At 39.2% G+C, this 26319-nt stretch carries 26 protein-coding genes; 13 read left to right on the top strand and 13 right to left on the bottom strand.

The genetic code is table 11. The annotated features are described in order from the left end of the window. Positions 1 to 15: 15 nt before the first annotated feature. Positions 16 to 639 (bottom strand): YitT family protein, encoded by a 624-nt coding sequence (locus tag P8610_RS07900; RefSeq protein ID WP_394603873.1) that lies wholly within the window; start codon positions 637 to 639, stop codon positions 16 to 18. A 274-nt stretch (positions 640 to 913) separates the two neighbouring features. Here P8610_RS07900 and spoVK point away from each other — a divergent pair, with 274 nt between their 5' ends. From spoVK to P8610_RS07865, 7 genes are all read left to right on the top strand, one after another. Continuing rightward, a complete protein-coding gene (gene spoVK / locus P8610_RS07895; RefSeq protein ID WP_289495613.1) occupies positions 914 to 1864 on the top strand; it encodes a stage V sporulation protein K in 951 nt (316 codons plus the stop codon). 39 nt (positions 1865 to 1903) lie between these two features. Then, positions 1904 to 3160, top strand: a complete 1257-nt coding sequence (hflX, locus tag P8610_RS07890) for a GTPase HflX (protein WP_289495612.1) — start codon at positions 1904 to 1906, stop codon at positions 3158 to 3160. A gap of 1 nt (position 3161) precedes the next feature. After that, positions 3162 to 4436, top strand: a complete 1275-nt coding sequence (locus P8610_RS07885) for an aminotransferase class I/II-fold pyridoxal phosphate-dependent enzyme (protein WP_394603872.1) — start codon at positions 3162 to 3164, stop codon at positions 4434 to 4436. Positions 4437 to 4551: 115 nt separating this feature from the next. Continuing rightward, complete coding sequence (locus P8610_RS07880) at positions 4552 to 4953, top strand: MerR family transcriptional regulator (protein WP_394603870.1); 402 nt, start codon at positions 4552 to 4554, stop codon at positions 4951 to 4953. A 74-nt stretch (positions 4954 to 5027) separates the two neighbouring features. Continuing rightward, positions 5028 to 6362: a type I glutamate--ammonia ligase gene (gene glnA / locus P8610_RS07875; protein WP_289495609.1), complete on the top strand. Its 1335-nt coding sequence runs from the start codon at positions 5028 to 5030 to the stop codon at positions 6360 to 6362. A gap of 185 nt (positions 6363 to 6547) precedes the next feature. Continuing rightward, complete coding sequence (locus P8610_RS07870) at positions 6548 to 8797, top strand: nucleotide sugar dehydrogenase (RefSeq protein ID WP_394603869.1); 2250 nt, start codon at positions 6548 to 6550, stop codon at positions 8795 to 8797. Position 8798: 1 nt separating this feature from the next. Beyond that, complete coding sequence (locus tag P8610_RS07865; RefSeq protein WP_394603868.1) at positions 8799 to 10655, top strand: polysaccharide biosynthesis protein; 1857 nt, start codon at positions 8799 to 8801, stop codon at positions 10653 to 10655. 340 nt (positions 10656 to 10995) lie between these two features. Here the strand turns inward: P8610_RS07865 and P8610_RS07860 are convergent, their stop codons facing one another. From P8610_RS07860 to P8610_RS07815, 10 genes are all read right to left on the bottom strand, one after another. Beyond that, the gene (locus tag P8610_RS07860; RefSeq protein WP_394603867.1) at positions 10996 to 12012 is read right to left on the bottom strand and encodes a hypothetical protein; all 1017 of its coding nucleotides are present in this window, start codon (positions 12010 to 12012) and stop codon (positions 10996 to 10998) included. 27 nt (positions 12013 to 12039) lie between these two features. Next, entirely contained in the window at positions 12040 to 13197 is a 1158-nt protein-coding gene (locus P8610_RS07855; protein ID WP_394603866.1) for a DegT/DnrJ/EryC1/StrS family aminotransferase, read from the bottom strand. A gap of 33 nt (positions 13198 to 13230) precedes the next feature. Beyond that, positions 13231 to 14145, bottom strand: coding sequence for a glycosyltransferase (locus P8610_RS07850; protein ID WP_394603865.1), 915 nt, complete (start codon positions 14143 to 14145; stop codon positions 13231 to 13233). Between the two features lie 30 nt (positions 14146 to 14175). Then, entirely contained in the window at positions 14176 to 14832 is a 657-nt protein-coding gene (locus P8610_RS07845; RefSeq protein WP_394603864.1) for an acetyltransferase, read from the bottom strand. A gap of 73 nt (positions 14833 to 14905) precedes the next feature. Beyond that, positions 14906 to 16033 (bottom strand): glycosyltransferase family 4 protein, encoded by a 1128-nt coding sequence (locus P8610_RS07840; RefSeq protein WP_394603863.1) that lies wholly within the window; start codon positions 16031 to 16033, stop codon positions 14906 to 14908. Further along, positions 16030 to 17325, bottom strand: a complete 1296-nt coding sequence (locus P8610_RS07835; protein ID WP_394603862.1) for a hypothetical protein — start codon at positions 17323 to 17325, stop codon at positions 16030 to 16032. Before P8610_RS07835 ends, P8610_RS07840 begins: the two co-directional genes overlap by 4 nt. A 10-nt stretch (positions 17326 to 17335) precedes the next feature. Beyond that, positions 17336 to 18787: an oligosaccharide flippase family protein gene (locus P8610_RS07830; protein ID WP_394603860.1), complete on the bottom strand. Its 1452-nt coding sequence runs from the start codon at positions 18785 to 18787 to the stop codon at positions 17336 to 17338. 26 nt (positions 18788 to 18813) lie between these two features. Next, the gene (locus P8610_RS07825) at positions 18814 to 19449 is read right to left on the bottom strand and encodes a YveK family protein (protein WP_394603859.1); all 636 of its coding nucleotides are present in this window, start codon (positions 19447 to 19449) and stop codon (positions 18814 to 18816) included. Positions 19450 to 19504: 55 nt separating this feature from the next. Further along, entirely contained in the window at positions 19505 to 20128 is a 624-nt protein-coding gene (locus P8610_RS07820) for a sugar transferase (RefSeq protein ID WP_289497627.1), read from the bottom strand. An 11-nt stretch (positions 20129 to 20139) separates the two neighbouring features. After that, positions 20140 to 20469 carry a hypothetical protein gene (locus tag P8610_RS07815; RefSeq protein ID WP_394603858.1) on the bottom strand — a complete coding sequence of 110 codons (330 nt, stop codon included), beginning with the start codon at positions 20467 to 20469 and terminating at the stop codon, positions 20140 to 20142. A gap of 230 nt (positions 20470 to 20699) precedes the next feature. Between P8610_RS07815 and P8610_RS07810 the strand changes: the two genes are divergently transcribed. Next, positions 20700 to 21179 carry a hypothetical protein gene (locus tag P8610_RS07810; RefSeq protein WP_394603857.1) on the top strand — a complete coding sequence of 160 codons (480 nt, stop codon included), beginning with the start codon at positions 20700 to 20702 and terminating at the stop codon, positions 21177 to 21179. Between the two features lie 114 nt (positions 21180 to 21293). On the opposite strand, the gene P8610_RS07805 is transcribed toward P8610_RS07810, so the two are convergent. Both P8610_RS07805 and lexA read right to left on the bottom strand, forming a co-directional pair. Beyond that, positions 21294 to 21542, bottom strand: a complete 249-nt coding sequence (locus tag P8610_RS07805) for a DUF2642 domain-containing protein (RefSeq protein WP_394603856.1) — start codon at positions 21540 to 21542, stop codon at positions 21294 to 21296. A gap of 151 nt (positions 21543 to 21693) precedes the next feature. Then, positions 21694 to 22308 (bottom strand): transcriptional repressor LexA, encoded by a 615-nt coding sequence (gene lexA, locus P8610_RS07800; protein WP_289495595.1) that lies wholly within the window; start codon positions 22306 to 22308, stop codon positions 21694 to 21696. A gap of 159 nt (positions 22309 to 22467) precedes the next feature. Here lexA and yneA point away from each other — a divergent pair, with 159 nt between their 5' ends. From yneA to tkt, 5 genes are all read left to right on the top strand, one after another. Then, entirely contained in the window at positions 22468 to 22734 is a 267-nt protein-coding gene (yneA, locus tag P8610_RS07795) for a cell division suppressor protein YneA (protein WP_066241054.1), read from the top strand. 20 nt (positions 22735 to 22754) lie between these two features. Then, complete coding sequence (locus P8610_RS07790; RefSeq protein WP_394603855.1) at positions 22755 to 23399, top strand: YneB family resolvase-like protein; 645 nt, start codon at positions 22755 to 22757, stop codon at positions 23397 to 23399. A 60-nt stretch (positions 23400 to 23459) separates the two neighbouring features. Next, positions 23460 to 23699 carry a DUF896 domain-containing protein gene (locus tag P8610_RS07785; protein WP_066241060.1) on the top strand — a complete coding sequence of 80 codons (240 nt, stop codon included), beginning with the start codon at positions 23460 to 23462 and terminating at the stop codon, positions 23697 to 23699. A gap of 105 nt (positions 23700 to 23804) precedes the next feature. Further along, positions 23805 to 24089 carry a HesB/YadR/YfhF family protein gene (locus P8610_RS07780; RefSeq protein WP_394603854.1) on the top strand — a complete coding sequence of 95 codons (285 nt, stop codon included), beginning with the start codon at positions 23805 to 23807 and terminating at the stop codon, positions 24087 to 24089. Positions 24090 to 24261: 172 nt separating this feature from the next. Next, positions 24262 to 26265: a transketolase gene (gene tkt / locus P8610_RS07775; RefSeq protein ID WP_394603853.1), complete on the top strand. Its 2004-nt coding sequence runs from the start codon at positions 24262 to 24264 to the stop codon at positions 26263 to 26265. Positions 26266 to 26319 lie beyond the last annotated feature (54 nt).

Raw genomic sequence — 26319 nt, 5'->3', positions numbered from 1 at the left:
TAATGGAGAATGCTTTTAGCTGTTTTGAACGGGTTCAGATTCAGATGTATGGTAAATCGTAGAAGAAGGTTTGACTGAAGTTTTTAATTTCCCCGTTAACAATGATGCAATTGCGATTGCGATTATTGATATAAGTGCATTTTTAAATCCAAACATAACAACCGCAGATGATACGATGATAAAATCAGTTACGAACAATGAAACACCTCGGTTGATGTCCGACTTTTGCTCCAAGTAAAGAGCCAATATGTGAATTCCGCCTAAGGAAGCCCCAGAATTCAAGACGAAACTTACGCCTATACCGATTAACGTGCCCGCAATTAAAGAAGCTGCAATCGGAGAAATGAGAGGAAGAGTTAAATAATCCATCATATCTGAGATTGCCGAAATTAATAAGATGCATAGAAAGGTCGATAAAGAGAAAGTCCATCCTAGTTTTTTTATGGATAAAATAAAAAAGGGCAGATTTACGATTAAGAACAAGATGCCCCAAGACCAGCTCGTCATAAAGGAGCCGAGAGTAGCAATTCCCGCTGTCCCGCCGAACGTTAAAGCGTGAAGCGTTAACAGTTTTATGCCGATAGCTGTTAAGAATAATCCCGATAAGATCAAGATGATTTTTTGAAATTTAATATGCATGATTTTTTCTTCCATTCGTAAGTAAACTTTTTTCACATTATTTAACATAACACGGAAATCTTGCATACTTGAGTATTTTTATTCGTCTGAAAATAGAAAACGGTTTCAATTATCTAATAATTATTCATATTTAAAAACAAAGCTTGTCTTTGTAGTAGATCTAAAGAATTCAACATAAATTGATAACAGTGATCAAGAAAGAGTATAGGCATTTGTCACGGAAAATGATGTTGCTGCGTATAATGATTCGACTGGCAAAGTGAGGTGATCCCGCTTGAATGAACCTATTGCGATAAAAAAGCAAAGGCAGATTAACATTGTCTTAAACCAAGGAAACGAAAAAACGAAGATTGACGATGGAGCAACCCTTGCTGGAAAAGAAAAGGCATTGGAGCAGCATCATCCGTTGCTTCGAATGGAAAAAGATTTAAATCGTTTGGTTGGAATGGAAGATTTAAAATATCACGTAAAAGAAATCTATGCATGGCTTCATATTAATAAATGCCGTCAAGAATTGGGATTGAAGGCAGAAAAACAAGCACTTCATATGTTGTTTAAAGGAAATCCAGGAACAGGAAAGACAACGGTAGCTAGAAAGTTGGGCACCCTTTTTCATGAGATGAAAGTACTTTCAAAAGGGCATCTGATTGAGGCGGAAAGAGCCGATCTTGTAGGTGAATATATTGGCCATACTGCTCAAAAAACAAGAGAGTTGTTAAAGAAAGCAAGCGGGGGAATTCTGTTTATTGATGAAGCGTATTCTTTAGGACGCGGCGGGGAAAAAGATTTTGGGAAAGAAGCCATTGATACACTTGTGAAAGCAATGGAAGATCAACAGCATGATTTTATACTCATCCTCGCAGGATATCCAAAAGAGATGGAACGTTTTTTGAAACTAAACCCTGGTTTGCCATCAAGATTTCCAATCAAGATTTCTTTTCCTGACTATTCTGTTGAAGAATTAATGGAGATTGCGAAAAGGATGATAATCGAAAGAGAATATGTTCTTACGAGAGACTGTGAATGGAAATTAAAAGCTCATATTGAAAGAGTAAAGAATTCGAACCCCGGCTCATTCTCTAATGGGAGATACATTCGTAACATGATTGAAAAGGCAGTCAGAAGGCAATCGGTACGTCTTCTAAACGAAACGAGCCAAGACAAAAAAACATTGATGACGATACAAAGTGACGACCTTGTGCTAGAAGAACGTGATTCGATTTGATATGATGATAGGAGACTATGGAAAGCAGGGATCGCGAATTTGAACAATAACAAAGATTCAGTTCAGGAAAAAGCGATTCTCGTCGGCTGTCAGCTTCCACGGCAGAACGACGAGCGTTTTTTTTATTCGATGGAAGAATTAAAATCATTAACAAAAACAGCTCAAGGAACAGTCTGTGCTGTTATTACTCAAAAAAGAGATAGATACGACTCAGCCACTTTCATCGGTAAAGGTAAAGTAGAAGAAATCATCACGCTTGAAGAAGAACTTGAAGCAGACATTATCATTTTTAACAGTGAACTCTCACCATCTCAAGTACGAAATCTATCGCAGCATTTCAACGCTCGAGTGCTTGACCGAACACAGCTGATTCTCGATATCTTTGCACAGCGTGCGAAAACACGTGAAGGTAAACTTCAGGTGGAGCTTGCGCAACTTGAATATTTGCTTCCGAGGCTTTCAGGAATAGGAACAAGTCTCTCTAGATTAGGGGGCGGAATCGGAACAAGAGGTCCGGGTGAGACGAAACTCGAAAAAGACAGACGACACATTCGTTTTCGTATTCATGAGCTTAAACAGCAAATCAATTCAGTAGTAAGTCATAGAGAGAGGTATCGTGAGCGCCGCAAACATCAAGGGGCATTCCAAGCAGCTCTTGTTGGCTACACAAATGCTGGGAAGTCAACAATATTCAATAAATTAACGGAAGCTGATAGTTATGAAGAAGATCAGTTATTTGCAACTCTCGATCCGTTAACAAGAAAAGTTAAACTTAAAAGTGGGTTCCAGATGCTTCTTACTGATACAGTAGGTTTTATCCAAGACTTGCCAACTTCACTCATTGCTGCTTTCAGATCAACACTTGAAGAGGCGGCTGAAGCAAATCTACTCATTCATGTGATCGATGGATCAAGCGAGGATCGAGCACAGCATGAAAAAACGGTAAAACGCATATTAAATGAACTAAATGCAAGCCATATACCTATGTTAACGGTCTATAATAAGAAAGATCAGTTTGCAGATGACTTTATACCAGAAAACCCTTCGATCTCCATTTCGGCTTTATCTGGTGAAGACATATCACAATTACAAGAAACCATTGAAAAAGAAGTAGTGAAGCAGATGACTTTTTATCAGATTAAAGTACCTGCTCACGATGGTAAGCTTCTTTCACAACTGCGTGGAGAAACGATTCTTATAGAGCAAGAATTTAATAAAGAAGAACTGGTTTATGAATGTAAGGGATACGCGCTATCAAATTCTTCCATTCCATCCATCAGCACCAAAGGAGAATAACATGTATTCGCAGTTTCAAAATGAAAAGATTTTAGAACAAACAACACTAACGGTTTCTGAACGAATTAAAGACGTACATGCATCCATTGATAAAATGAGTGAGTTTAATCAGCTAAAGGTTTTAAAGGCTTTTCAAAACAATCAAGTTGGAGACCATCACTTTCATCCTTCAACAGGCTATGGCTATGATGACAATGGGCGTGACACACTCGAAAAGGTTTATGCAGATGTTTTTAAAGCAGAAGCAGCAATCGTAAGACCTCAAATTATTTCGGGAACTCATGCTATCACATTAAGTTTGTTTGGGATGCTTCGACCTGGTGACGAATTACTTTATATGACCGGAAAACCTTATGACACCCTTGAAGAAATTGTTGGTATCAGGGGTACTGGAGAAGGCTCTTTAAAAGAATATGATATTTCTTATCAGCATGTAGATTTAACTTCTGACGGAAAAATTGATTTTGAAAATGTACAAAGGGCTATCTCGGACAAAACAAAAGTAATCGGAATTCAGCGATCAAAAGGATATGCGGATCGTCCTTCATTTACTGTTGATGAAATTGAAGAGATGATTACCTTTGTCAAAGAAATCAAAAAAGATGTAATCGTTTTTGTTGACAACTGTTATGGAGAATTTGTTGAACAAAGAGAACCTATTGAAGCGGGAGCCGATATTATCGCAGGTTCATTAATTAAGAATCCAGGAGGCGGCCTAGCAAAGACTGGGGGTTACATCGCTGGAAAAGAAAGTCTGATCAATAAAATCTCTTATCGTCTAACATCACCAGGAATTGGAAGAGAAGCTGGTGCGTCTCTTTACAGTCTTCAAGAGATGTATCAAGGATTCTTTTTAGCTCCTCATGTCACAGCTCAAGCGTTAAAAGGTGCCGTGTTTACAGCTGCGTTCTTAGAAGAACTAGGTATGCAAACGCGTCCATCATGGAATGCAAAAAGAACAGATCTTATTCAGTCCGTAATCTTCGAAGACAAAGAGCGGATGATTAAATTTTGTCAGTCCATACAAAAAGCTTCTCCAATCAATTCATATGCTGTTCCATATCCGGATTATATGCCTGGCTATGAAGACGATGTTATTATGGCAGCAGGAACATTTATTCAAGGAGCAAGTATCGAACTAACTGCTGATGGTCCGATTCGTCCGCCGTATATTGCGTTCGTACAAGGCGGATTAACGTATGAACATGTCAAAATTGCTGTTGTTTCAGCAGTAGATGAACTTTTAACTCATGGACTCATTAATAAACCATTATAGAAAAAGAGGCAGATTGCCTCTTTTTTTATTTGATGTCATTTTTTCTAACATTAAGATTGACATGTGAGCTTTTGTGACATAAGATATAAAAAGAAGTTGAAAGGAGGTAGGCAAAATGAACGATTTGAATCGTCGGAACTTACCTTTGTTCCCAATCAGTATTGTAATGCAGCTGACTGAATTATCCGCAAGACAGATTCGTTATTATGAAGAAAACGATTTGATTCATCCTGCACGAACTGAAGGGAACCGTCGTTTGTTTTCATTTAACGATGTTGATAAACTTCTTGAGATTAAAGCACTCCTTGAACAAGGTGTTAACTTAGCCGGAATCAAAAGAGTGTTTGAGCTCAATGAACAAGCAGCAGAATTTATCAAGAACCAGCCAAATGTGCAAGCTGCTCAACAAATTTCTGAATCTGCGCTTCATCGCAGGTTAAAAAGGGAATTGATTCATGCTGGGCGGCACGGAAAGACGTCTTTAATTCAAGGAGAACTTTCCAGGTTTTTTCATTGATAAGTTCTAAATAATACTTAATGAGTGAACAATCGCCATAAAAGGCGTTTTATATTCAAAAGGAGGAGAAAGATTTGTCTAAGTATACTAAAGAAGATATCTTAAGAATGGTAAAAGAAGAAAACGTAAGATTTATTCGTTTACAATTTACTGATTTATTGGGTGTAATCAAGAACGTTGAAATTCCAATCGGACAGCTTGAAAAAGCTTTAGAAAATAAAATGATGTTTGATGGTTCTTCAATCGAAGGATTTGTACGTATTGAAGAATCTGATATGAATCTTTTTCCTGATTTAGACACATTTATGATTTTCCCTTGGACATCAGAAAAAGGCAAAGTAGCACGTTTGATCTGTGATATCTACATGCCTGATGGAAATCCATTCGATGGAGATCCGCGCGGTATTTTAAAACGAGTATTAAAAGAGATGGAAGAGCTAGGATTCTCGGACTTCAACATCGGACCTGAGCCAGAATTCTTCTTATTTAAAAACGATGAGAAGGGTGAACCTACTCTAGAACTTAATGATAAAGGCGGATACTTTGACCTTGCTCCAACAGATCTAGGTGAAAACTGCCGTAGAGATATCGTATTAGAACTTGAAGACATGGGCTTTGAAATAGAAGCTTCTCACCATGAAGTAGCTCCTGGTCAGCACGAAATTGACTTTAAATATGCTGATGCAGTAAGTACATGTGATAACATTCAAACGTTTAAACTAGCTGTTAAAACGATTGCGCGCAAACATGGTCTTCACGCTACTTTCATGGCAAAACCTTTGTTTGGTGTAAACGGATCTGGAATGCATGCGAACATGTCTCTATTCAAAGATGGAGAAAACGTATTCTACGATGAGAAATCAGAAACTGGTTTAAGTGAAACTGCTATGCATTTCCTTGCTGGAATCTTAAAGCACGCTCAAGATTTTACAGCGATTACAAACCCTACTGTAAATTCTTATAAGCGTCTAGTTCCAGGTTACGAAGCACCTTGTTATGTTGCTTGGTCTATGCAAAACAGAAGCCCGCTTATTCGTATCCCGGCTTCTCGCGGAATCAGCACTCGTATCGAGGTAAGAAGCGTTGATCCAACTGCTAACCCGTACCTTGCGATGGCTGTACTTCTAGCTGCTGGTCTTGACGGAATTAAGAATAAATTAAATGCACCAAAACCAATCGACAGAAACATTTATGTAATGGATAAAGAAGAGCGTGAAGCTGAAGGCATCAAAGATCTTCCTGCAACACTTAAAGAAGCTCTAACTTTATTCGCTAAAAACGAAGTACTTACAAAAGCTCTTGGAGCACATGCTACTGAGCACTTCGTAGAAGCAAAAGAAATCGAGTGGGATATGTTCCGTACACAAGTTCACCCTTGGGAACGCGAACAATATATGAGCATGTACTAAAACTAAAACTAAAACCCCTGATACCAATGGTGTCAGGGGTTTTTTTATTTGTGGGCGAATAATTTTTCTTTTTGAACTTCTTAATATTTGGGTTTCACCTATTTTTCTAATAGCCCTTAACTTCTTGTACACTTCTGCATATACAAGCAATACAGGAGTTAATTCAAAATGTAAGGGAGAAACAAATGAAGGTTCTAATAACAGGATGTGCAGGTTTCATTGGATTTCATGTGGCTCAACGTTTACTTTCAGATGGATTTAAGGTTATAGGAATCGATAATATCAATGACTATTATGATCAAAACCTAAAGAGGGCGAGGTTAAGTCAGCTTACGAAGTGTGATCATTTCGATTTTGTTTATGGTTCGATTGAGAACCGTTCGTTGGTTGAAGATATATTTATCGAACGCGGAGTAGATATCGTCATCCATTTAGCTGCACAAGCTGGAGTTCGCTACAGCATCGACCATCCTCATGTGTATATTGAGTCCAATATTGTCGGGTTTATGAATATATTGGAGGCCTCGCGCCGCCACAAAATTAAACATTTTCTATACGCTTCCTCTAGTTCTGTTTACGGGTTGAATGAGCAGAATAGTTTTTCTGTTGAAGATCGGGTAGACCAGCCTATCAGTTTATATGCTGCAACAAAACGGTCGAATGAACTGATGGCATTCACATATAGCCATCTTTATGGATTACCAACGACGGGCTTGAGGTTTTTTACAGTTTATGGACCGTGGGGGAGACCGGATATGGCTTTATTCAAATTCACTCAGTCAATTTTAAAAGATGAGCCAATCCAAGTATATAATTACGGACGTATGGAACGAGATTTTACCTATGTTGACGATGTAGTAGAATCCATTAGACGATTAATGGATCGACCTCCTTCAGGAGAAAAAAACGCACCATACGTGCTTCATAATATCGGGAATAACGGTCCTGTTTCATTGGAAAATTTCATAGGAGCTCTAGAGAAGCTGCTTGGTAAAAAAGCTATGAAAGAGTATTTACCTCTACAGCCAGGAGATGTACCCAAAACTTATGCGGAGACAGGTTCATTAATTAAATCAATCGGATTTACTCCTCAAACACCGGTCGAGAAAGGTGTAGCTGCTTTCGTGAAATGGTATATGGATTACTTTCAAAGTCTTCCTCGTCAAAGGATGGGGGTCGTTGGTCTTGGTTATGTAGGACTTCCTTTAGCTGTGGCATTGTGCGAACAATACGAAGTAGTAGGTTATGATACGAACTTAAGACGGGTGAAGGATTTACGGAAAGGAATAGATGTAAATAAAGATATTAGTTCTGAGAAACTAGCCACTTCTTTCATGTCATTTACTGAAGACCCCTCCTCTCTCTCTTCGTGTGAATTTATTTTCGTTACTGTTCCCACCCCTGTAAATTCTGACAATAAGCCTGACCTCAATCCGTTGCGTTCAGCCTCTGCTGTCATTGGTAATCATCTGTCAAATGGGTGTATCGTTATCTATGAATCAACAGTTTATCCAGGTGCGACAGAAGAAGTTTGCATCCCTATTCTAGAAGAAAAGTCAGGGTTGAAAGAAGGTAGGGATTTTTTTGTCGGCTATTCACCAGAAAGAGTCAATCCAGGTGATCATGAACACACTCTGAAGAATGTTGTGAAAGTCGTTGCCGCTGAGAAACCTGAAATCCTTGAGAAAATTGCTTCTGTCTATCAAAAAGTAATCGAAAGAGTTCACAAAGTAGGTTCAATAAAAGTGGCCGAAGCTAGTAAGATTGTGGAAAACACTCAGAGAGATATCAATATCGCTTTTGTTAATGAACTTTCTATGCTATTCACAGGAATGGGAATAGATTCATCAGAAGTGTTTGAAGCAGCAAAAACAAAGTGGAATTTCTCTCCATTCAAGCCTGGATTAGTAGGCGGACACTGCATAAGTGTTGACCCGTATTATTTAATTTATAAGGCAGAAGAATTGAATTTCACCCCATCATTGATGAAAGAGGCAAGGAACACGAACGAACGGATGCCTATTTTTATCGCAAATTCTATCAGATCTTATCTACTTGAAAAAGGAATTCCGTTGAAAGAGGCAAGAGTGACAGTACTAGGAGTAACTTTTAAAGAGGGAGTCTCAGATATTCGTAACTCCAAAGTCTTCTCTATCGTGGAAGTATTGAAAGAGAATGGGATTCAAGTTCAGGTATCGGACCCACTAGCTAACCAAAAAGATGTTGAGGATCATTATAACATGTCACTGGATTCTTTTGCGGATCTTGAGCGGAGTGATGTTGTCTTACTCGCAGTTCCTCATGAACCGTATAAAATGCTCACATGGAAAGTCATAGAAAACCTACTGAAAGATGGAAAAGGTGGAGTCTTTGACTTGAAAAGAGTTTTGGACCACACAACCTGCCCTGATTCGATCACTTACTGGGGAGGGTAATGTGTATCGGAATACCTCATTTGAAAAAGGTGGAAAAATGAAATTTAATAAGAAAAACTTCGTTTCAGCAGGGCTTTACTTTTCTTTGATAACAGCTTTTGTGATAGTTGGGATGAGTGTACTTGGGTATCCATCGGAGGAGAGTCTGTGGATAGCCGTTTTATATGCTTTTTCTATTACAGGATCAATTTTCTTTAGAACCGTATACCACCATTTGGGAGCTTTTAAGCATCTCCGGGACGTAAAAGAAATGACGAAAGCTTTGTTGATCTCTGTCATGTTTGTTGTCGTGGTGACAGCTGTGTCGAACTTAACAGGATTTTATATGGTATCACTGGAACAGCTGTTGGTTGGAGGAGGGGGAGCGATATTCGGATTGATTATCTCACGATTTCTTTACAATGTGAAAGCGGCTCCGTCTTACCCATTGAATAAAAAGGGGAAGCGGACGTTGATCATCGGTGCAGGTGAGGCCGGTGGAATCGTGCTAAATGAACTGAAAAAAGAATCTGAGCAATCATTGCTACCTGTCTTGTTTCTGGATGATGATGATTCGAAACAAAAATTAAAGATTCAAAGCATTCCGGTATTAGGAAAAGTGGATGACTTGGATTGGATTATCCACAAGTTTAAGATTGAAGTAGTTATCATAGCCATCCCTTCTGCACCGAAAAAACAAATTTTCCGAATTGTACGCCTTTGTAAAGAACATAAACTGGAAGTAAGAATTCTCCCTTTAATCCGGGATATTATTGATGGCAAAATCAATGCGCAATCTTTGAGAGAGGTCAAAGTTGAAGAGCTGCTAGGGAGAAATCCGATTCAGTTAAATTCCATGGGGATTTTGGAATACGTGAAAGGTAAGGTTGTCCTTGTATCAGGAGCAGGAGGATCGATCGGCTCAGAGATCTGTCGACAAGTCGCGACATTTGATCCAAGTTCTATAATATTATTAGGACACGGTGAAAACAGCATTTACGCCATCGAAAAAGAAATCCAACAAAGTTTCCCTCGATTGACCGTTCATGCCGTCATCGCAGATGTTCAAGACTTTCTTCGCTTGAAAAATGTATTCTCTAAGCATCAACCTCAAGTTGTATTTCATGCTGCTGCCCACAAGCATGTCCCTTTAATGGAAGCAAACCCGACAGAAGCTATAAAGAACAATATTTTTGGAACTAAGAATATGTCGGAATGTGCTGATCAGAGTGGTGTAGAACGATTTGTAATGATTTCGACGGATAAAGCGGTCAACCCTACAAGTGTTATGGGTACGACGAAGAGAGTTGCAGAAATGGTCGTTCAGAACCTAAACAAAACCAGTGAAACGGAATTTGTAATTGTAAGGTTCGGAAATGTACTCGGCAGCCGTGGGAGTGTCATTCCGTTGTTTAAGAAGCAGATTTTGGAAGGTGGTCCTGTTACCGTCACACATCCTGAGATGACCCGTTATTTTATGACGATTCCAGAGGCGGTTCAGCTGGTGCTTCAGTCCGGGGCACTAGCAAAGGATGGAGATGTGTTTGTTCTAGATATGGGGGAACCTGTGAAAATTTATGACCTGGCCAAAAACTTGATTACACTTTCAGGTCTCGTTCCGGAGAAAGACATTGATATCGTATTTTCAGGAATGCGGCCGGGAGAGAAGCTATATGAAGAGTTGATGACACATGAAGAAGAGAGTGTGTCGTCCAAACATTCGCTTATCTTTATTTCAAAGTCTATGCCTGTTGATGAGAACATAATGGTGGAGACTTTAGTGGAATTGAATGAGAATCTTTATATTAATGAGTCGATAGAAAAAGAAGATCATTTGAAACAACTTCTTCGCAAATTGGTTCCTACTTTTAAATTATAAAAGTAATTAACCCACTATTATTCTCGGTCTTTCTGACATAGATATAAATCAAACGTACAAGTTCCTAAAGGTTAAGGTTTTATGGCTGTTAGTCAAAGGCAAGTATGCACCTTTGAAATGAATGGCTCCAGAGGATTGGGTGTCGTTAATGAAAAGCCACGAATAGGCGAAATCTATAAAAGGATAGGGGCATATCTCCGAGAGTCCAAACCTATACAAAACCCTAAACGATTCCTAACCGTTTAGGGTTTTAACATTTAAGATGACAATTCTTACATCACTCTTAAAGAAACAGCTGTATATGGAAGATTAAGTACGGTGGAGGTTTAGTCACCTCCTCTTACTCAATGATGATTTTTTCCTGTACATATCGGACGTTTGTATGATCTGAAGAGGTGTATTCATCGAGTAGCTTTAAGCCTCCTGTGCCATTTGCGACACCGACCAATTGTTTAGGTTGACTGATGTTATCGACTACTATATCCCCTTCGAACCCGATAATCCCACCAGCAACAATTCTGATATGATCAACAAAGATTTCCCCTTGGATGTGTTGATAAAAATTCTTAGTGTGCTCATTCAAGTAAAGGACAGTGTGCGGAAAGGCTGTACGAACATCAAGTCGGTAGCACTGTAGGTTGTAATCTGCCGCCTTTTGAATAAATTCCGGTGTGAAATTATCAATCCCGCCATCGATGGCAAGGCCGTTTTTCTTCATGAAGTGAAGAGAAGAAGCAGGGATCACATTAGAGGCAGAGGTAAAAGCGATAAAGACATCCATTTTACTTGAAAGTTCCTGTGGGTCCTGAACCGATTTAATGAAGTTCTTGGATTGACGAGGTAGTAGATAATTTAATACTCTGACGATTTCTATTGTTTTTGATTGATTTCTTGAATCAAGATAAACTTTAGACCCTCGTTCAGCTAACCGCAAGGCCAGTTTTGTTCCTAGGTTACCTGCCCCGTAAATGAGAATTTTTTTGTCTTTTAGCTGATCCTCGAAATAATTCCGTAGAAACATATCGGCAGCTTCTAATGTGGTATCGTTGGGCTTATAAGTGTGAATCTTCGATTGATGAATATGTGTTTTTGCAAGCGTCATCAAGTCAATGTTTTTCTTTAACTCGATATCGATCAACAGGTAACGTACTTTGCCATCAAGATATTTCATACAGGTCTTCGCACTCTCAGGGTCCTCGATTAGAAAATTGATCGCTTGAAAACCGAGCGCTTGCCTTCTCGGAAGAACAGCAAAGGACTGCGAAGTTCGGGCAGTCGTACCAATCGTTGCGATACGTTTGTTCATTTGGCATGTGAAACTTTCAATTTCTTTCTTGATCTTATTTTCAATACTCACACCAATCACCCTGTTTCATTATTGTTGTCAATGTATTGAAAAGAACTGATTGATCATTTTGATGATTCTTTTCTGATCTTTTGCACTTAGGTTCGATCCGGAGGGCAGACATATTCCTTGCTTAAATAATTCATCACTTACGCTTTTGTTTTCTGTATGGGAATAATAGAGGTACTGTCGATAAAGGGGTTGCAGGTGCATCGGTTTCCATAACCGACGCGTCTCGATATTATGATTTTCAAATTCGTTGATGAATTGATCAGGTGTGGCTTGTGTGTGTTCGGGTTTTATGGTGAAGCACGACAACCAATGGGTCGGTTCACCATATGTAGCAACAGGCATGAATGATATGGCGTCAAGATGGGACAGTTCTTTCTGATAAGTTTCGAAAATTTTCCTTCTCGCTTTAACACGCTGGTCTAAGACTCTTAGTTGACCACGTCCGATGCCGGCAAGGATATTACTCATCCGGTAGTTATAGCCGACTTCGGTATGTTGATAGTGATTTGCTTTTTCTTTCGCCTGGGTAGACCACTTGCGGATTTTTTCTAACGCTTCAAGATCATCAGAGACAATCATTCCCCCATTTGAAGTGGTGATGATTTTATTTCCATTAAACGAATAAATACCAAAATGCCCGTAAGTTCCGCTAGCGTGGCCTTTATACGTTGTACCCAGTGATTCCGCAGCATCTTCGATGATTGGCACATTGTATTGAGTGCACAGGCGTCCGATTCTTTCCATGTCGGCATTTTGACCGTACAGATGGACTACGATTACAGCTTTAGGTAGCTTGCCTTCTTGATCGGCTTCAATCAGTGCTCTTTCTAAGGCTTTTGGACTCATATTCCACGTTGCAGGGTCCGAATCGATAAAGACGGGGGAAGCTCCTTGATACAAAATGGGATTGGCGCTTGCGACAAATGTAAAGGAAGAGCAGAACACAGAATCCCCGGCTTGCACACCAATTGCTCGGAGAGCCAGATGAATCCCTGCTGTTCCTGAACTTATCGCAACCGCTCCTTTGGAACCCGTATAGGCCGCTAATTCCTGCTCGAATAAAGTGATATGAGGCCCCACAGGTGCAATCCAGTTATTCTGAAATGCTTCTCGTACATACTTCATCTCTAAGTTTCCGATGTGAGGAGGAGACAAGTAAATACGTTTTGTCTGATGATTCATCATCATTCACTTCTCTTCCATTAATAATAAATGCACTCATAAAATTTTAATTAATTGTTCTTCAATCCCAGACTGTTTGATGATTCCATCCCACAGGTATCGCTCCATGTTCAAGGAGGAGGTGACTGGGGATTGGTAAGATGTGAGCTGTTGTTCAAGATTGGATAACCTCTCATCAACGGTAATCAATTGTATTTCATTTTTCTCCATGAAGGTTCGTACCCACTTATAATCCGTTGTAATTACATCCAATCCCATCGCAAGGTACTCAAGCAATTTCGTGGATGTTTGGAGGTTAAAGGGGTATTGATCGGGAATATAATTTATCCCGAATCTGGCTTTGGTTGCATACTTTGGAACTTCTTCATAAGGCACTCTTCCAGAAAAGTGAATATTAGAGATACCTGAGAATTCTTGGTGGATCTCATCAGGTACATCTCCGATTAACAAAATCGATCGTTTCTTGTTTTCATTTTTGAAATACCTTAAAAGAGTGGGGATCTTTCGAGCTTTCGTGATTGAGCCGATATAAACAAAATCGTACTCTTTATTTCCACTGGAACGGTGAAAAAAAATATCGTCCACACCCATATCCCGGTAGCAGTACTTGATGTTATCTTGGAAATCAAATCCTTCTTTAACTTGGCTGTTAAGAAACACGCGCAAGTCCGGTTTTACATTGAATGTCTTTTTTATCCAGTTCTTGCTGTGGGGAAATGCCCCTGTTGATAAAGATGGATACTCATGGATAAGGGGAAGACCGTTTACTTTACTGAAGTGGGTTCCCATGCTTTTCCAAACACCATCAAAATCATTAAGTTGATAATGTTTTAATTTTGAGGCATCGTGAAATTTGATGCCAAGCTCTGGTCTTTGATCAAAGTATTTAATCATTGCCCATATACCAGGGGAATAGGATTTCCCTGTAGGTTCGACTAAAATATTTTTCATAAACAAAGCCTCTCCATTCGTTGAGTTTATCTACAAGTAAGGGTCGCCAATTCTCCTTTTCCTCACTACTCTTGCTGGAGTACCATAGGCAGTACAGTGGGACGGAATATCTTTCAAAACTGTTGCACCTGCACCAATGATTGAATGGGGGCCGATCGTTCGTTCATGGATTACGTTTGCACCTAGGGCGACTGCACTGCAAAAGGACACCACTACTGATCCACCAAGCGTACAACCCGGCCCTATGCTCACAAAGTCTTCTAATATACAGTCATGGTCTACGTTTGCTCCCGTATTAACAATACAATGGTTACCGATTATCGTATCGTTTGTGATGGTCGTTCCGGCCATCACAACCGTTCCGCTGCCGATCTTTGTGCTTGGACTGATATCAGAAGAAGGGTGAATCAGGGGAGGGAATTGGAACTCGGGTACTTCCCTAGAAATTCTTTCAACAAATTGTTTGCGAATCCAGTTGTCCCCTATGGCCACAAAGCCGAATGGGGTTTTTTTCAATAATGTTCGATCCAATTTATTAGATAAAATCTGATAGCCTCTGATCCTTTTTGTGACCTTTAATCGCTCATCCACTACGCCTGCAATATCGTAATGACCGCATTGTTCAATCAGGTCGATGATGACCTTAGCCTGTGATCCTCCTCCAAAAATTAGAATACGCTGTTTCATATTTCACCTGCTTTTAATCGGCTTTATCTAAACAATCATATGCGTGTGGGATAAGAATATGAAGCCGCGTTTTTCATTCGTATATTTTCAGCTCTTTATAAATCTTGTCTAACTCATCCATTACATGTTCTAGGGAGAAATGATTTTGTATTCGTTTTAATCCTTGTTCACCAAATTCATTAATATTGTCATTCTCGAGTAAATCGCGGCATCTCTTAGCCACAACCAAAGGAGATTTTATAGGAACGAGATACCCAGTTATCCCATCTAGCAGCAAATCCCGGTTACCTCGGATATCAGTTGCCACTACGGGTAATTCCATGCACATCATTTCCATTACCGACCGAGGAAGACCCTCTCTCAAAGATAGTAATATCCCTATATCACTTATCTCGAGCAGGAGGGGAATATCCTTTCTGAAGCCAAGACACTTTACATGTTCAGTCAATTTTTCTTTATGAATGACATCCTGAATGTCTTGCATAAGCTCCCCAGTTCCGATAAGGAGAAGGAGTACGTCTGGATGAGTCTTTCGCAGTTCAAGTATGGAAAGTACTGAATCTATCTGTCGCTTATTTGCATTGAACTCTGCAATGTGGACTAGAATCGTACGGTCTTCTCCAATACCGAGCGATTGCCTAAACTGCTGCTTTTGATCCGTTGTCAGTTGACCTTTTGAATAATGGGACAGATCTACACCGACACCGGGAACGTATTGGATCAAGTGTCTTGGAATAAGTTCATTTGCCGCTACCAGGTCTTCAGTATTCGTTACGATAATCAGCGATGTTTTAAAACCAGCTAACTTTTCTGCACATCTGTAGATGAAGTTGGTCAACCAATTTCCATTTTCATTGAAATGAAAACCGTGAGACATATAAATCGTAGTTTGTCTCCTTGTTGAAGCCATTCTGGATAAAAAGCTTGAGATGGGAGTATGTGCATGAAGGATATCATAGTGTTTCATGCATTTTCTTAATTGGAGGAAGGCTCGAATATTGTCAAAATGCCAAGGCTTTCGACTGAATGGAATAAAATGTACCGTCACCCCAAGCTCTTCAAGATCCTTCAAGTCATCTGAGGTGGCATTTGTTGCAACACCAACATCAAAACCGCGTTCTAGAAAGAACTTCAAATGAGGGATGAGAAAAGATTGAATTGTCAGTCCTATGGTTGAGGTAAATAGGATTTTTTTTCTCACTTATTCTCATCCTTTCTTGACTTTCGACCAGCAGATTTTGCGTAGACTAGGGGAAGAAGCAGGGTCAAGGCAGCTAAACGGTAACGGTAAATAGAGCCAAGGTTAGGCAGGCTGAAAGAAACGGCGATGAAAACAGAGAAGGCGTAAATAAGCAGAAAGAGGCCTGTTTTATTACCTAGGAACCATGATTTGTTTTTCCACATATAGACATATATAAAATACCAGCCGATCATCTCAAAGGCGGTTAAAAAGTAAATCATCTGTCCAAAGTTGAACCATTGCCATGGAAAGGGAGCTAGAATAGAAAAGGGAAGCTGTGCGATCCATTTTACTTCTGCTGGCACTGTGGTGAGAAAATGAATGGCTGATCCACCTTTAAGTGCAATATCATTCGTATGTTCTACCCCTTCTGTAGTCGTTGAATCTTCAAGCCGGTCGCGAATAACTTCCCCACTTGCAGCCGCTCCGAAGAAACCTATACAACATAGAATCAGAATCATATTTCTTAAGAATGAAGTTTTTCCCTTTAAAAATTGATAACCGATGATAGTAAGCATAGGAAGCGCTATCGCCAACAAAAATTGGGGCCTCATGTAACTAACTAAAATGATGCCGCAGAAGCCTAGAAAGATATCAATCCTATTAAATTTTCGTTGACTTATTCCTAGTATGAGAAAGGCAGCAAGGACCATGCCCAAATTCAAAAAAGAGTCTTTGAGTAATGACACAGACCAATAAATGGCGCTTGGGAATACGGACCATAGTAGAGATGCGATAACACCTGCTTTTACTCCGTTGATTCGTCGACCTAGTTCAAACAATAAAGGTACAACTAGAACGGAGGCACCTAGATTAAATAATTGAGGGATGATCATATCAACACCGAGAGTTTTATAAAGGAAAGCAACGAAATGTGCATAAGGCAGGTTGCCTTCTAGCGCCTGTATCCATGAAGCCGATCGGATTGCCTCGAGTGCTTCCCGATGATAGGCGTATGCATCCACATCACCTGGAAAGAAACCATCCAACCCAAGTTGATAAGAGTGTAGCTTCAAGTATAGAAAAATAATGATTCTGACGGATAGGGCCAAAACAATAATTTGGATAACGATTGGGGGGTGCTTGAATAGAATCGAAATGAATGTCGAAAGCGTGAGAGTTAGTAGTACGATAAGGAAGTAGATGTTCATAGACATATTGTTAAAAGAGACAAGTAATCCGATGGTAGAAGAAAGAAATAGAATTCCAATCATCCAAGAAAAGACTTGTATTTTGGGGAGTGTGGTGTACACAGGCATCACCTTACTTTCCGTTCAATTTAGCCATTATCGATTGAAAGGTAGCATTTGGCAGATTGAATAAAAATGGTAGGAATCTCGAAGCTACGAACAAGAAAAAGCTGTAAAGCAAGACATAACATGAAATCAAGAGTAAAACGTGTTCCTCAATGTGAGAAAGGAAGAATAGAGTTACGGCCATGAAGAGGAAGGGAAGTATAATAATCCCTGCCTGTTTTAAAAAAATTTTAGTAGATAGACTCATGTCTCTGAAACATAGCCACATCAACAGAAGCGGGTAAATCATATACGAGATGGAGGTAGCTAAGGCGATCCCTTCAATGTATAACCCCTGAAGCACAAAGCCTATATTTAGAAGGATGTTTACGATTACTACGATAATCAATAATTTTAACTGTAGCCATTGTTTATTGACGACATTCAAGTAATGTGAAAAAAGAGCAGCCCATAATAAGAAGAACAACCCCATTGTAACGATCTGGGCCGAACGGGTACCTTCATCATACTGAGGCATGTAGTTATTAATAAAAGAAGGAAGTCCTAAATAGATGACACCAAGAGTGAAAGGACTATAGTAAGATAAGTAGACAGTAGGATTCAAAATTAATTTCTTTAATGCCTTTTTGCTTTTAACCTTTCCGTAGGTGAAGCTAATCTTAGGATAGGCAACCTGATGAAGGACTTTAGGAAGCACCATTATTCCTTGATAGACAAACGCTGTAATTCCGTAAAAACCAACGGCAGTCGAATCAAAGAAATATAATATTATTAATCGATCGAGTGTTGTAAACACACTGAGAAAAATTGTAACCATGGTAATCGGGAAACCGATACTCATCATTTTTATTAACAATTTTTTGTCTAGTGTAAATGTTAACCTGAATTTGAGTCTGAATCGCGCATACGTAATGGCCAGAATATTTCCTAATACGACTCCTATAAACAATCCAAGCAATCCTAAGTACACTGAGAAAACGGTCATTAGAATATATTGAACACAACCAATGATGAACTGAATCATAGCGACGCCTTTGAATTCCTGCATAGTTAAAAAAATAGCATTGTGGTAAAGGGTCATATTTTGAATAGGGATTAACAGGAGCGCAATCACCGCAAATATTTTTGTTGCCAGTGGCATGTGCATAAATAAAACTATAACCACGGCCACTATAGATAACACGCCAGACAAAGCCATCCAGGAAAAGACGACGTTCCGTATATGGGCTACTTGTTCATGTTTTTTTTGGCCCGTAAGGAGTGGTATGTCACGGTTGAAGCTGTCTAGAATACCTAAATGCATAACATATCCATAGGTCAAGACCAGCGAGAAAACTAGCCACATTCCATATTCTTCAGGACCGAGAATGTTACGTAGCCAGATCCCAGATAAGAAAGCGATTAACGCTGAAAGAGCTGAAGTCAAAAAGAGTACGTAACTATCTTTAATGAGATACATAAGCGTTCTCCTTCAATGTCCAATCGCTAAACAGAAGTTCTAATACGTTTGACGTTGTGTATAAGGAGCGTGATCCATACAGAAACGATGAGAGAAGTGATAAAAGTAATTCCCATAATTAAGATCGGATTAGGTTTCACAGGATCTTGGGATACAGTCGCATCGCTCAACAATTTCACGTTGGATTGGCTCAGATTCATGAGCGAATCGATATTGTGATTGAATGCCTTAGCTAGGGCATCTGCAATTTGCTTACCTATTTGTGGGTCTTCGTGATAAACAATAATACTGAATACTTGAGAATCGTTTTTTGTGACTATCTTCACATCTTCTTTTTTGATAATGATGTTTTTATTATTGGTAGTATTCAGTTCGGATTGGGCGTATTTCAGAATGAGAGGGCTAAGGACGATATCCTGATAGGTAGGTACTAGCTTTATCGATTCGTCAATGGTGGTATTTAATCCAATGTTCTCTTCTTCCGAGTTTTTCTCAGTTCCACTGATCAGAACGTCTACTTTAGCTTCATAGATAGGTGTGAGGGCATAATAAGAAACTAAAGCACTGACTAAAACAGAAATTAAAGTAAACAGAACGATGATCCAACCTCTTTCCCAAATAACGGCTAAGAAACCCCATAAACTTAATGAACCTTTATTCATAGATTCTCTCCCTTTCTGAAAATAAGTAACTTAACTAAATCACGCTGTAAATTCTTCATTCGAAGGGGTGTTTTTTGGGATCCTTACACTTTTTATGCCCCTTAAACTGATCTCGCGTGACATGGCCGGGATGGTTGATTCCTTTTGACTTTAATGCTATCGGGATGGTTTTTATAAGAATCTTTATATCGAGCCAAAGAGATTGGTTATGGACATACCACAGGTCTAAAGCAAAGGTTTGATCCCAAGAGTTTTGGTTTCGTCCGTTCACTTGGGCCCATCCCGTCAATCCTGGTTTAACATTATGCCTTTTACGCTGGTTCGTTGTGTACAAAGGAAGATATTCCAACAATAATGGTCTAGGACCTACAAGACTCATGTCACCCTTCAAAACGTTATACAACTGAGGGATTTCATCAATGCTGAACTTCCGAAGCCATTTTCCATAAGGAGTGAGCCGTTCCTTGTCTGGGAGAAGTTCTCCGTCAACTCCTGTGATCGATTTCATGGTCCTGAGTTTATAAAGGAGGAATGGTTTTTCATAAAGTCCCGGACGCCACTGTGTATATAGAACAGGGGGACCAAGCTTTAAACGGACACCAATCGATGCCAGTAGAAGCAAAGGTCCGAGAATCACGAGAAGTATAAAAGATCCTATAACATCCATTAAACGTTTCAGCTGCTGGTTGTTCATTTCGATGATTTCCTGTTTACATCTCTTATAGGCATAAAAGGTTCAGCAACTTCCACACCAATAAGATTCCCCCAGGAGGCAGCGGTGTAGGGACGTAAATCGAATTGATAATGGGAGATCGCCTTCTGCTTTTTTTTCAGTTGATTCGTGATTTCGAGATTGACGTTTGGAATAAACCGGTTCTGTGCCTGCGTTTCCCATTCTGTGGAAGAGCCTTCAATGACTACGAACACGTAGATATCTTTTGCTTTTAAGTGGTTGATATTGGCACCGCCTACTCCTAAAACTTCATCATCTAGATGAGATGCAAATACCGATGCTTTCATCGAATAACCTCCATCCTATATGGGTTCATTTCGCAGATGAACAAATATGACCCCAGATTAGACAACAGACACCTAAACTACTCCGGAACGCGACTTCCATATGCTCCTTTTAGCAAATTGAGCATATGTCACCACCTACACCTTTTGTATATGACCCGATAGATAAAGTGTGAATGAATAGTTACACGCAACAAGTTCTTTGTTCATATATCATAGCGAGGAGGGATTGCATGAACATCATTCGGTGGATAAGCGTCATTGTATTAGCAGTCATCTTATGTCTGGTCATTTGGAAAGGAGCTAGTGAGAATCAAAGACTTTCGGAAAGTCTGGACATTAATAACATAACACCTGGTTCTCTTGCAGATCGGGTGACATATCCTTTACAATTAACCGATTCTGAGTGGGAAAACTTGACGGAATCGTATCAGTACTTTCATGAGCAAGGCATTTTGGTTGAAGATACATGGATAAAGAGATCTGATAACAAACAATTATCTTTGACAGATGTCCTTGTCAGTCATCAGGAGATACAAAAGGGATTGCAAAAGTATATTCAGGAATTGCAAGAGAAGAACCTCAAACATACTGATCAAATCCACTCGTTGCGTATTGATCTTACTGAACTGCAGGAAAGGATCGGGATGAAGAATCAGTCCAAGGACGCTGATACTAAAGCTGAAACTAAAGCTGATGGTAAAGGGGAATAAACCCAAGACAACTTAGCCTTAAAAGCAATAAGACAAAGGACAGAAGCACCCCTTATATGAGCGTGTATAAAATACCACACCCCTGACAATTTTTTTCAGGGGTGTGGTATTTTATTAAACAGGCATTATAGAAACAATTTGTTGAATTCGAACAAAAAAAGTAGAGTCGCCTCCAGCACTTAATGCAATGTGATCAGGCTGTACTTCGACAAGAACGCCTCTAATCGTATCTTTAGTTGTTTCTACTACTAGATCTTTACCTACTACTGATCGCAGTCGATTTACAACGAAGGGATCTACTAACGTCAAATACTGAGTGTTCAGATTTTGGTTCCTTGTCTGATCATAAGGGTTATAGTACATTTTTATTCCTCCTGTATGGGTATCCATACAGCATATGCATACATAAAGAGGGAGGAGAGGGAGAAATGGTGATAACATAAAATAGAGAAGCCGCATAACGTTAAGCGGCTTCTCTTTTATATGTCTCTTTTTAAATTTTAATCAATTTAATTTAGTGAATACTTCTATATACTCCGATTACTTTACCTAGTATCGTACAGCTTTGCAGTATAATCGGCTCCATTGAGGAATTCTCTGGCTGCAGACGAATGTGATTACTTTCTTTAAAGAACCGTTTTACCGTTGCTTCGTCTTCATCAGTCATAGCTACGATGATATCTCCGTTATTGGCAGTAGGCTGTTGTTTTACAACAACTAAGTCCTTATTGAAAATACCTGCTTCAATCATACTGTCTCCGACTACAGACAGCATAAACACATTCTCGTCACCTACAACATGTTCAGGCAATGGAAAATATTCTTCTACGTTCTCGATCGCACTTATTGGAAGCCCCGCTGTTACTTTACCGATTACAGGGATAGAGACTGAACGAACGGAAGGAATATTGTCTTCAAGGCCTAATACTTCAATCGCTCTAGGTTTTGTTGGATCTCTGCGAATAAGCCCTTTTTTTTCAAGTCTAGCTAAATGTCCGTGAACTGTAGAGCTTGAAGCAAGACCTACCGCTTCCCCAATTTCTCGAACGGAAGGGGGATATCCTTTTTGTGAAACTTCCTCTTTTATGAAAGCCAGGATATCCAATTGTCGTCTGGATAACTTAGTCATTTTAAGCACCTCACCGAATTTTTTATCTATAAAAAGTATAGCATGGGGAATAAAGAGATACAAACATAAGTTCGAAAAATTAGTTGACACCGAACAAACGTTCCAGTTATTATAATATCATAAGATGCGAACAAACGTTTGTTGGAAGGGGATATCACAATGAAACAAGGGACAATGCATGTTATTGTATTTTTAGGGTTGTTAGGTGGTATATTTTTTACGTTATCAAATCTTGCATCACAAGAAGCTCAATATATTGAAGTAACCATACAAGAGGGAGATTCACTTTGGAGTCTTTCCGAAGAATATAACGCCAAACACCATTATTCCAACTGGGAGTTTATACAATGGGTCGAAAAGAAGAACAGCGTAAATGCGTCAGCTGTATTTCCAGGGCAGAAAGTAATCATACCAGTAAATAAATAGACAAAGCGGGTTTTGGGCAAATGAAAGCTATTATATACTGTAGAGTAAGTACTGAAAAAGAAGAACAACTCACATCTATTGAAAGACAGGAAGCTGAATTAAAAAAGTTAGCAAAACAATTTGGTTTTGAAGTAATAGCATGTTTTAGTGAGAGGGCAAGCGGATATTCGCTTGATCGCGAAGAATTATTAAACGTGCTTGATTTGGCAAGAGACGGTGAATTTAACTGCCTTCTCATTCAAGATGATACTCGGCTAGGAAGAGGAAAGGCAAAGATGGCTATTCTCCATCAGTTAATGAAATACAATATTAAAGTTTATACACTGTCCAATAACGGAGAATACACGTTGACTGAAGCAGATGAAATGGTGCTGGAGATCGTCTCCACTGTGGAAGAGTATCAACGTAAGCTTCACAATATGAAAATAAGGCGCGGCATGAGAAAAGCGGTTAAAGATGGTTATAAACCGCAGAGGAATTTAAGTAACAACACAAGTGGCGGGCGAGACAAAAAAGAAGTGCCAATTTCTGAAATTGTTCGCTTAAAGAACATGAAACTGACTTTTCATGACATAGCATTAACGCTAAAAGGATTAGGTTTCAATGTATCAAAAGCCACCGTACATAGAAGATACAAAGAACACATGGAAAATACAGATAACTAGAAATTCCTTTCATACTGCTGTAGGATAGAATGAAGAATGCTGCAAAAGGAGTTTTTAATCATGTTATCAAAAGATAAAATGCAAAGAATAAATGAACTGTCTAGAAAGTCAAAACAAACGGAATTGACATCAGCAGAAAAAGCAGAACAAAAAAAGTTAAGAGAAGAGTATTTACAAGTCTTCCGCAAGTCTTTCGTTCAAGATCTGCACGGTATGACTTTTGTAGACCCTAACGGTGATGATGTAACACCTGAAAAATTAAAAAGAAGTAAAGATAATAAAAAGAACCTTAAACAATAATATAGAATGCCTATTTACTTAACTGTAAATAGGCATTTTTTTCTGTTGCAATCTATACATATTAGTATATACTGTTATATAACAACTTTGAAAGGGGAGAATATTTTGACTTTTTCAATTACAAGTGCAGCTGCTAATCTGTATAAGGATATTAAATTAGAGGCTAAAGAGGGTTTGAGACTCTTTGTGAAATATGCAGGAAGTGGAGACTCAGGAGGTTTTTCACTCGGTGTGACACCTGCAGTTCCTGAAGAAAACGATTATATCCAAGAAGTTGATGGCCTTCGTTTTTTTGTTCGATCTGAAGAAAAATGGTTTGTTGAAAATATGGAACTTGATTACGATGAGCAAACGGATTACTTTTCTTGTCATATCCCAGGAATCGCATAAAACTTGAAACCGTCTGTACTACAACAACAAGAATGTTGGAAAGTATCAGGCGGTTTTTGTATGTTTTCATAGGGGAATGGTAAAATAACAATAGCTTATAAAGTGTTTATCTTGTCTAAATGGACATGAACGTTTATTATGAAAGTCAAAACTGTTTAGTACATATGAAGGGATGATTTTTTTGTCACGTAATATTGATGAATTAGCAATTAATACGATAAGAACACTATCTATTGATAGTATTGAAAAGGCTAACTCAGGACATCCAGGTATGCCTATGGGTGCTGCTCCAATGGCCTATAGCCTTTGGGCGAAGTTTATGAACCACAATCCAGCAAATCCTGAATGGTTCAACCGTGATCGTTTTGTTTTATCAGCAGGACACGGTTCTATGCTATTGTACAGTCTTCTTCACTTAAGTGGATATGGATTAACAATTGATGACCTTAAGAATTTTAGACAATGGGGAAGCAAGACTCCAGGGCATCCGGAATTCGGTCACACTGTTGGAGTTGAAGCAACTACAGGCCCACTTGGTCAAGGTATTGCAATGGCTGTTGGTATGGCTATGGCAGAGCGTCACTTAGCAGCAAAATATAACCGTGATGGACACGAAGTTATCGATCACTATACTTACTCCATTTGTGGTGACGGTGATCTAATGGAGGGTGTTTCAGCTGAAGCTGCTTCTTTAGCAGGTCATCTTGCATTAGGCAGAATGATCGTACTCTACGATTCAAACGATATCTCGTTAGATGGCGATCTTCATCATTCATTCTCTGAAAGTGTTAAACAAAGATTTGAAGCATATGGATGGCAGGTCCTTTATGTGGAAGATGGAACAAATTTAGAAGAGATTGAAAAAGCATTAGCAGAAGCTCGTGAAGAATTAAACAAACCAACACTGATCGAAGTGAAAACCATTATCGGTCATGGTTCACCGAATAAGTCAGGTAAATCAGCTTCTCACGGTGCACCACTTGGTAAAGACGAGATTTTATTAACGAAAGAAGCTTACAAATGGACGTTCGAACAAGATTTCCACGTTCCTGAAGAAGTTAAATCTCACTTTGAGCAGTTAAAAAGTGAAGGACAATCAAAAGAAGAAGAATGGAATAAGCAATTTAAAGCTTATAAAGAAGCATATCCAGAATTAGCTGAAGAGCTAGAGCAATCAATCAAAGGCAACTTGCCAGAAAACTGGGATAAAGATCTTCCTGAGTTCGATAAAGCAATCGCAACTCGTTCATCTTCGGGTAAAGCGATTAACGTTTTAGCTAAAAGTGTACCATCACTTTTCGGTGGATCTGCTGACTTAGCTGGCTCCAATAAAACGCTAATTGAAGGAGAAGCCAATTTCAGCCGCAATGACTACAGCGGACGCAACATCTGGTTCGGTGTTCGTGAATTTGCTATGGGGGCTGCACTAAACGGTATGGCACTTCATGGAGGTTTGAATGTATTCGGCGGAACATTCTTCGTGTTCTCTGATTATGTAAGACCTGCTATTCGTTTATCTGCTCTAATGGGACTTCCGGTTACTTACGTTTTAACACATGACAGCGTAATGGTTGGTGAGGATGGGCCAACACACGAACCAGTTGAACAGCTTGCATCACTTAGAGCTATGCCTAACCTTAACTTAATTCGTCCAGCAGATGGATATGAGTCAAATGCAGCTTGGAAAGTGGCATTAGAAAGCAATGATAAGCCTACTGCTTTAGTGCTTAGCCGTCATGATCTTCCGATTTTGGCTAATACGAAAGAAAAGGCTTATGAAGGCGTTAAGCGTGGTGCTTATGTAGTTTCACCAGCTGATTCAGAAGCAGATGTGCTTTTACTTTCTGCAGGATCAGAAGTGAGTATTGCAGTTGCGGCACAAGAACTTCTGAAAAAAGAAGGAATTTCGGCTTCTGTCGTATCCATGCCTTCTTGGGAAAGCTTTGACAAGCAAGATAATCAATATAAAGAATCTGTTCTTCCAAAGCATGTTACGAAGCGTTTGGCGATTGAAATGGGAGCTTCACTTGGCTGGCATAAATATGTTGGTCTAGACGGAGAAACATTAACGATTGATACGTTTGGTGCATCAGCTCCTGGAGAAGTGATTCAAAAAGAATTCGGTTTTACTCCTGAAAATGTTGTAAAACGCGTAAAAAATATGTTAAATCAATAATTGCTTATTTTGAAAGAAGGTTTTCTATGTGGAAACCTTCTTTTCTTTCTGTTT

Source organism: Fictibacillus sp. UD (assembly GCF_043558025.1).
In the GTDB taxonomy this organism is placed as follows: domain Bacteria; phylum Bacillota; class Bacilli; order Bacillales; family Fictibacillaceae; genus Fictibacillus.
This window is presented reverse-complemented; position numbering and strand designations above follow the sequence as displayed.

Excerpts from the sequence above, each read along its gene's own strand:
- P8610_RS07900 (WP_394603873.1), bottom strand. The coding sequence starts at position 639 with ATGCATATTAAATTTCAAAAAATCATCTTGATCTTATCGGGATTATTC.
- P8610_RS07885 (WP_394603872.1), top strand. The coding sequence starts at position 3,162 with ATGTATTCGCAGTTTCAAAATGAAAAGATTTTAGAACAAACAACACTA.
- P8610_RS07880 (WP_394603870.1), top strand. The coding sequence starts at position 4,552 with ATGAACGATTTGAATCGTCGGAACTTACCTTTGTTCCCAATCAGTATT.
- P8610_RS07870 (WP_394603869.1), top strand. The coding sequence starts at position 6,548 with ATGAAGGTTCTAATAACAGGATGTGCAGGTTTCATTGGATTTCATGTG.
- P8610_RS07855 (WP_394603866.1), bottom strand. The coding sequence starts at position 13,197 with ATGATGAATCATCAGACAAAACGTATTTACTTGTCTCCTCCTCACATC.
- P8610_RS07850 (WP_394603865.1), bottom strand. The coding sequence starts at position 14,145 with ATGAAAAATATTTTAGTCGAACCTACAGGGAAATCCTATTCCCCTGGT.
- P8610_RS07845 (WP_394603864.1), bottom strand. The coding sequence starts at position 14,832 with ATGAAACAGCGTATTCTAATTTTTGGAGGAGGATCACAGGCTAAGGTC.
- P8610_RS07830 (WP_394603860.1), bottom strand. The coding sequence starts at position 18,787 with ATGTATCTCATTAAAGATAGTTACGTACTCTTTTTGACTTCAGCTCTT.
- P8610_RS07825 (WP_394603859.1), bottom strand. The coding sequence starts at position 19,449 with ATGAATAAAGGTTCATTAAGTTTATGGGGTTTCTTAGCCGTTATTTGG.
- P8610_RS07815 (WP_394603858.1), bottom strand. The coding sequence starts at position 20,469 with ATGAAAGCATCGGTATTTGCATCTCATCTAGATGATGAAGTTTTAGGA.
- P8610_RS07810 (WP_394603857.1), top strand. The coding sequence starts at position 20,700 with ATGAACATCATTCGGTGGATAAGCGTCATTGTATTAGCAGTCATCTTA.
- P8610_RS07805 (WP_394603856.1), bottom strand. The coding sequence starts at position 21,542 with ATGTACTATAACCCTTATGATCAGACAAGGAACCAAAATCTGAACACT.
- lexA (WP_289495595.1), bottom strand. The coding sequence starts at position 22,308 with ATGACTAAGTTATCCAGACGACAATTGGATATCCTGGCTTTCATAAAA.
- yneA (WP_066241054.1), top strand. The coding sequence starts at position 22,468 with ATGAAACAAGGGACAATGCATGTTATTGTATTTTTAGGGTTGTTAGGT.
- P8610_RS07790 (WP_394603855.1), top strand. The coding sequence starts at position 22,755 with ATGAAAGCTATTATATACTGTAGAGTAAGTACTGAAAAAGAAGAACAA.
- P8610_RS07785 (WP_066241060.1), top strand. The coding sequence starts at position 23,460 with ATGTTATCAAAAGATAAAATGCAAAGAATAAATGAACTGTCTAGAAAG.
- tkt (WP_394603853.1), top strand. The coding sequence starts at position 24,262 with ATGATTTTTTTGTCACGTAATATTGATGAATTAGCAATTAATACGATA.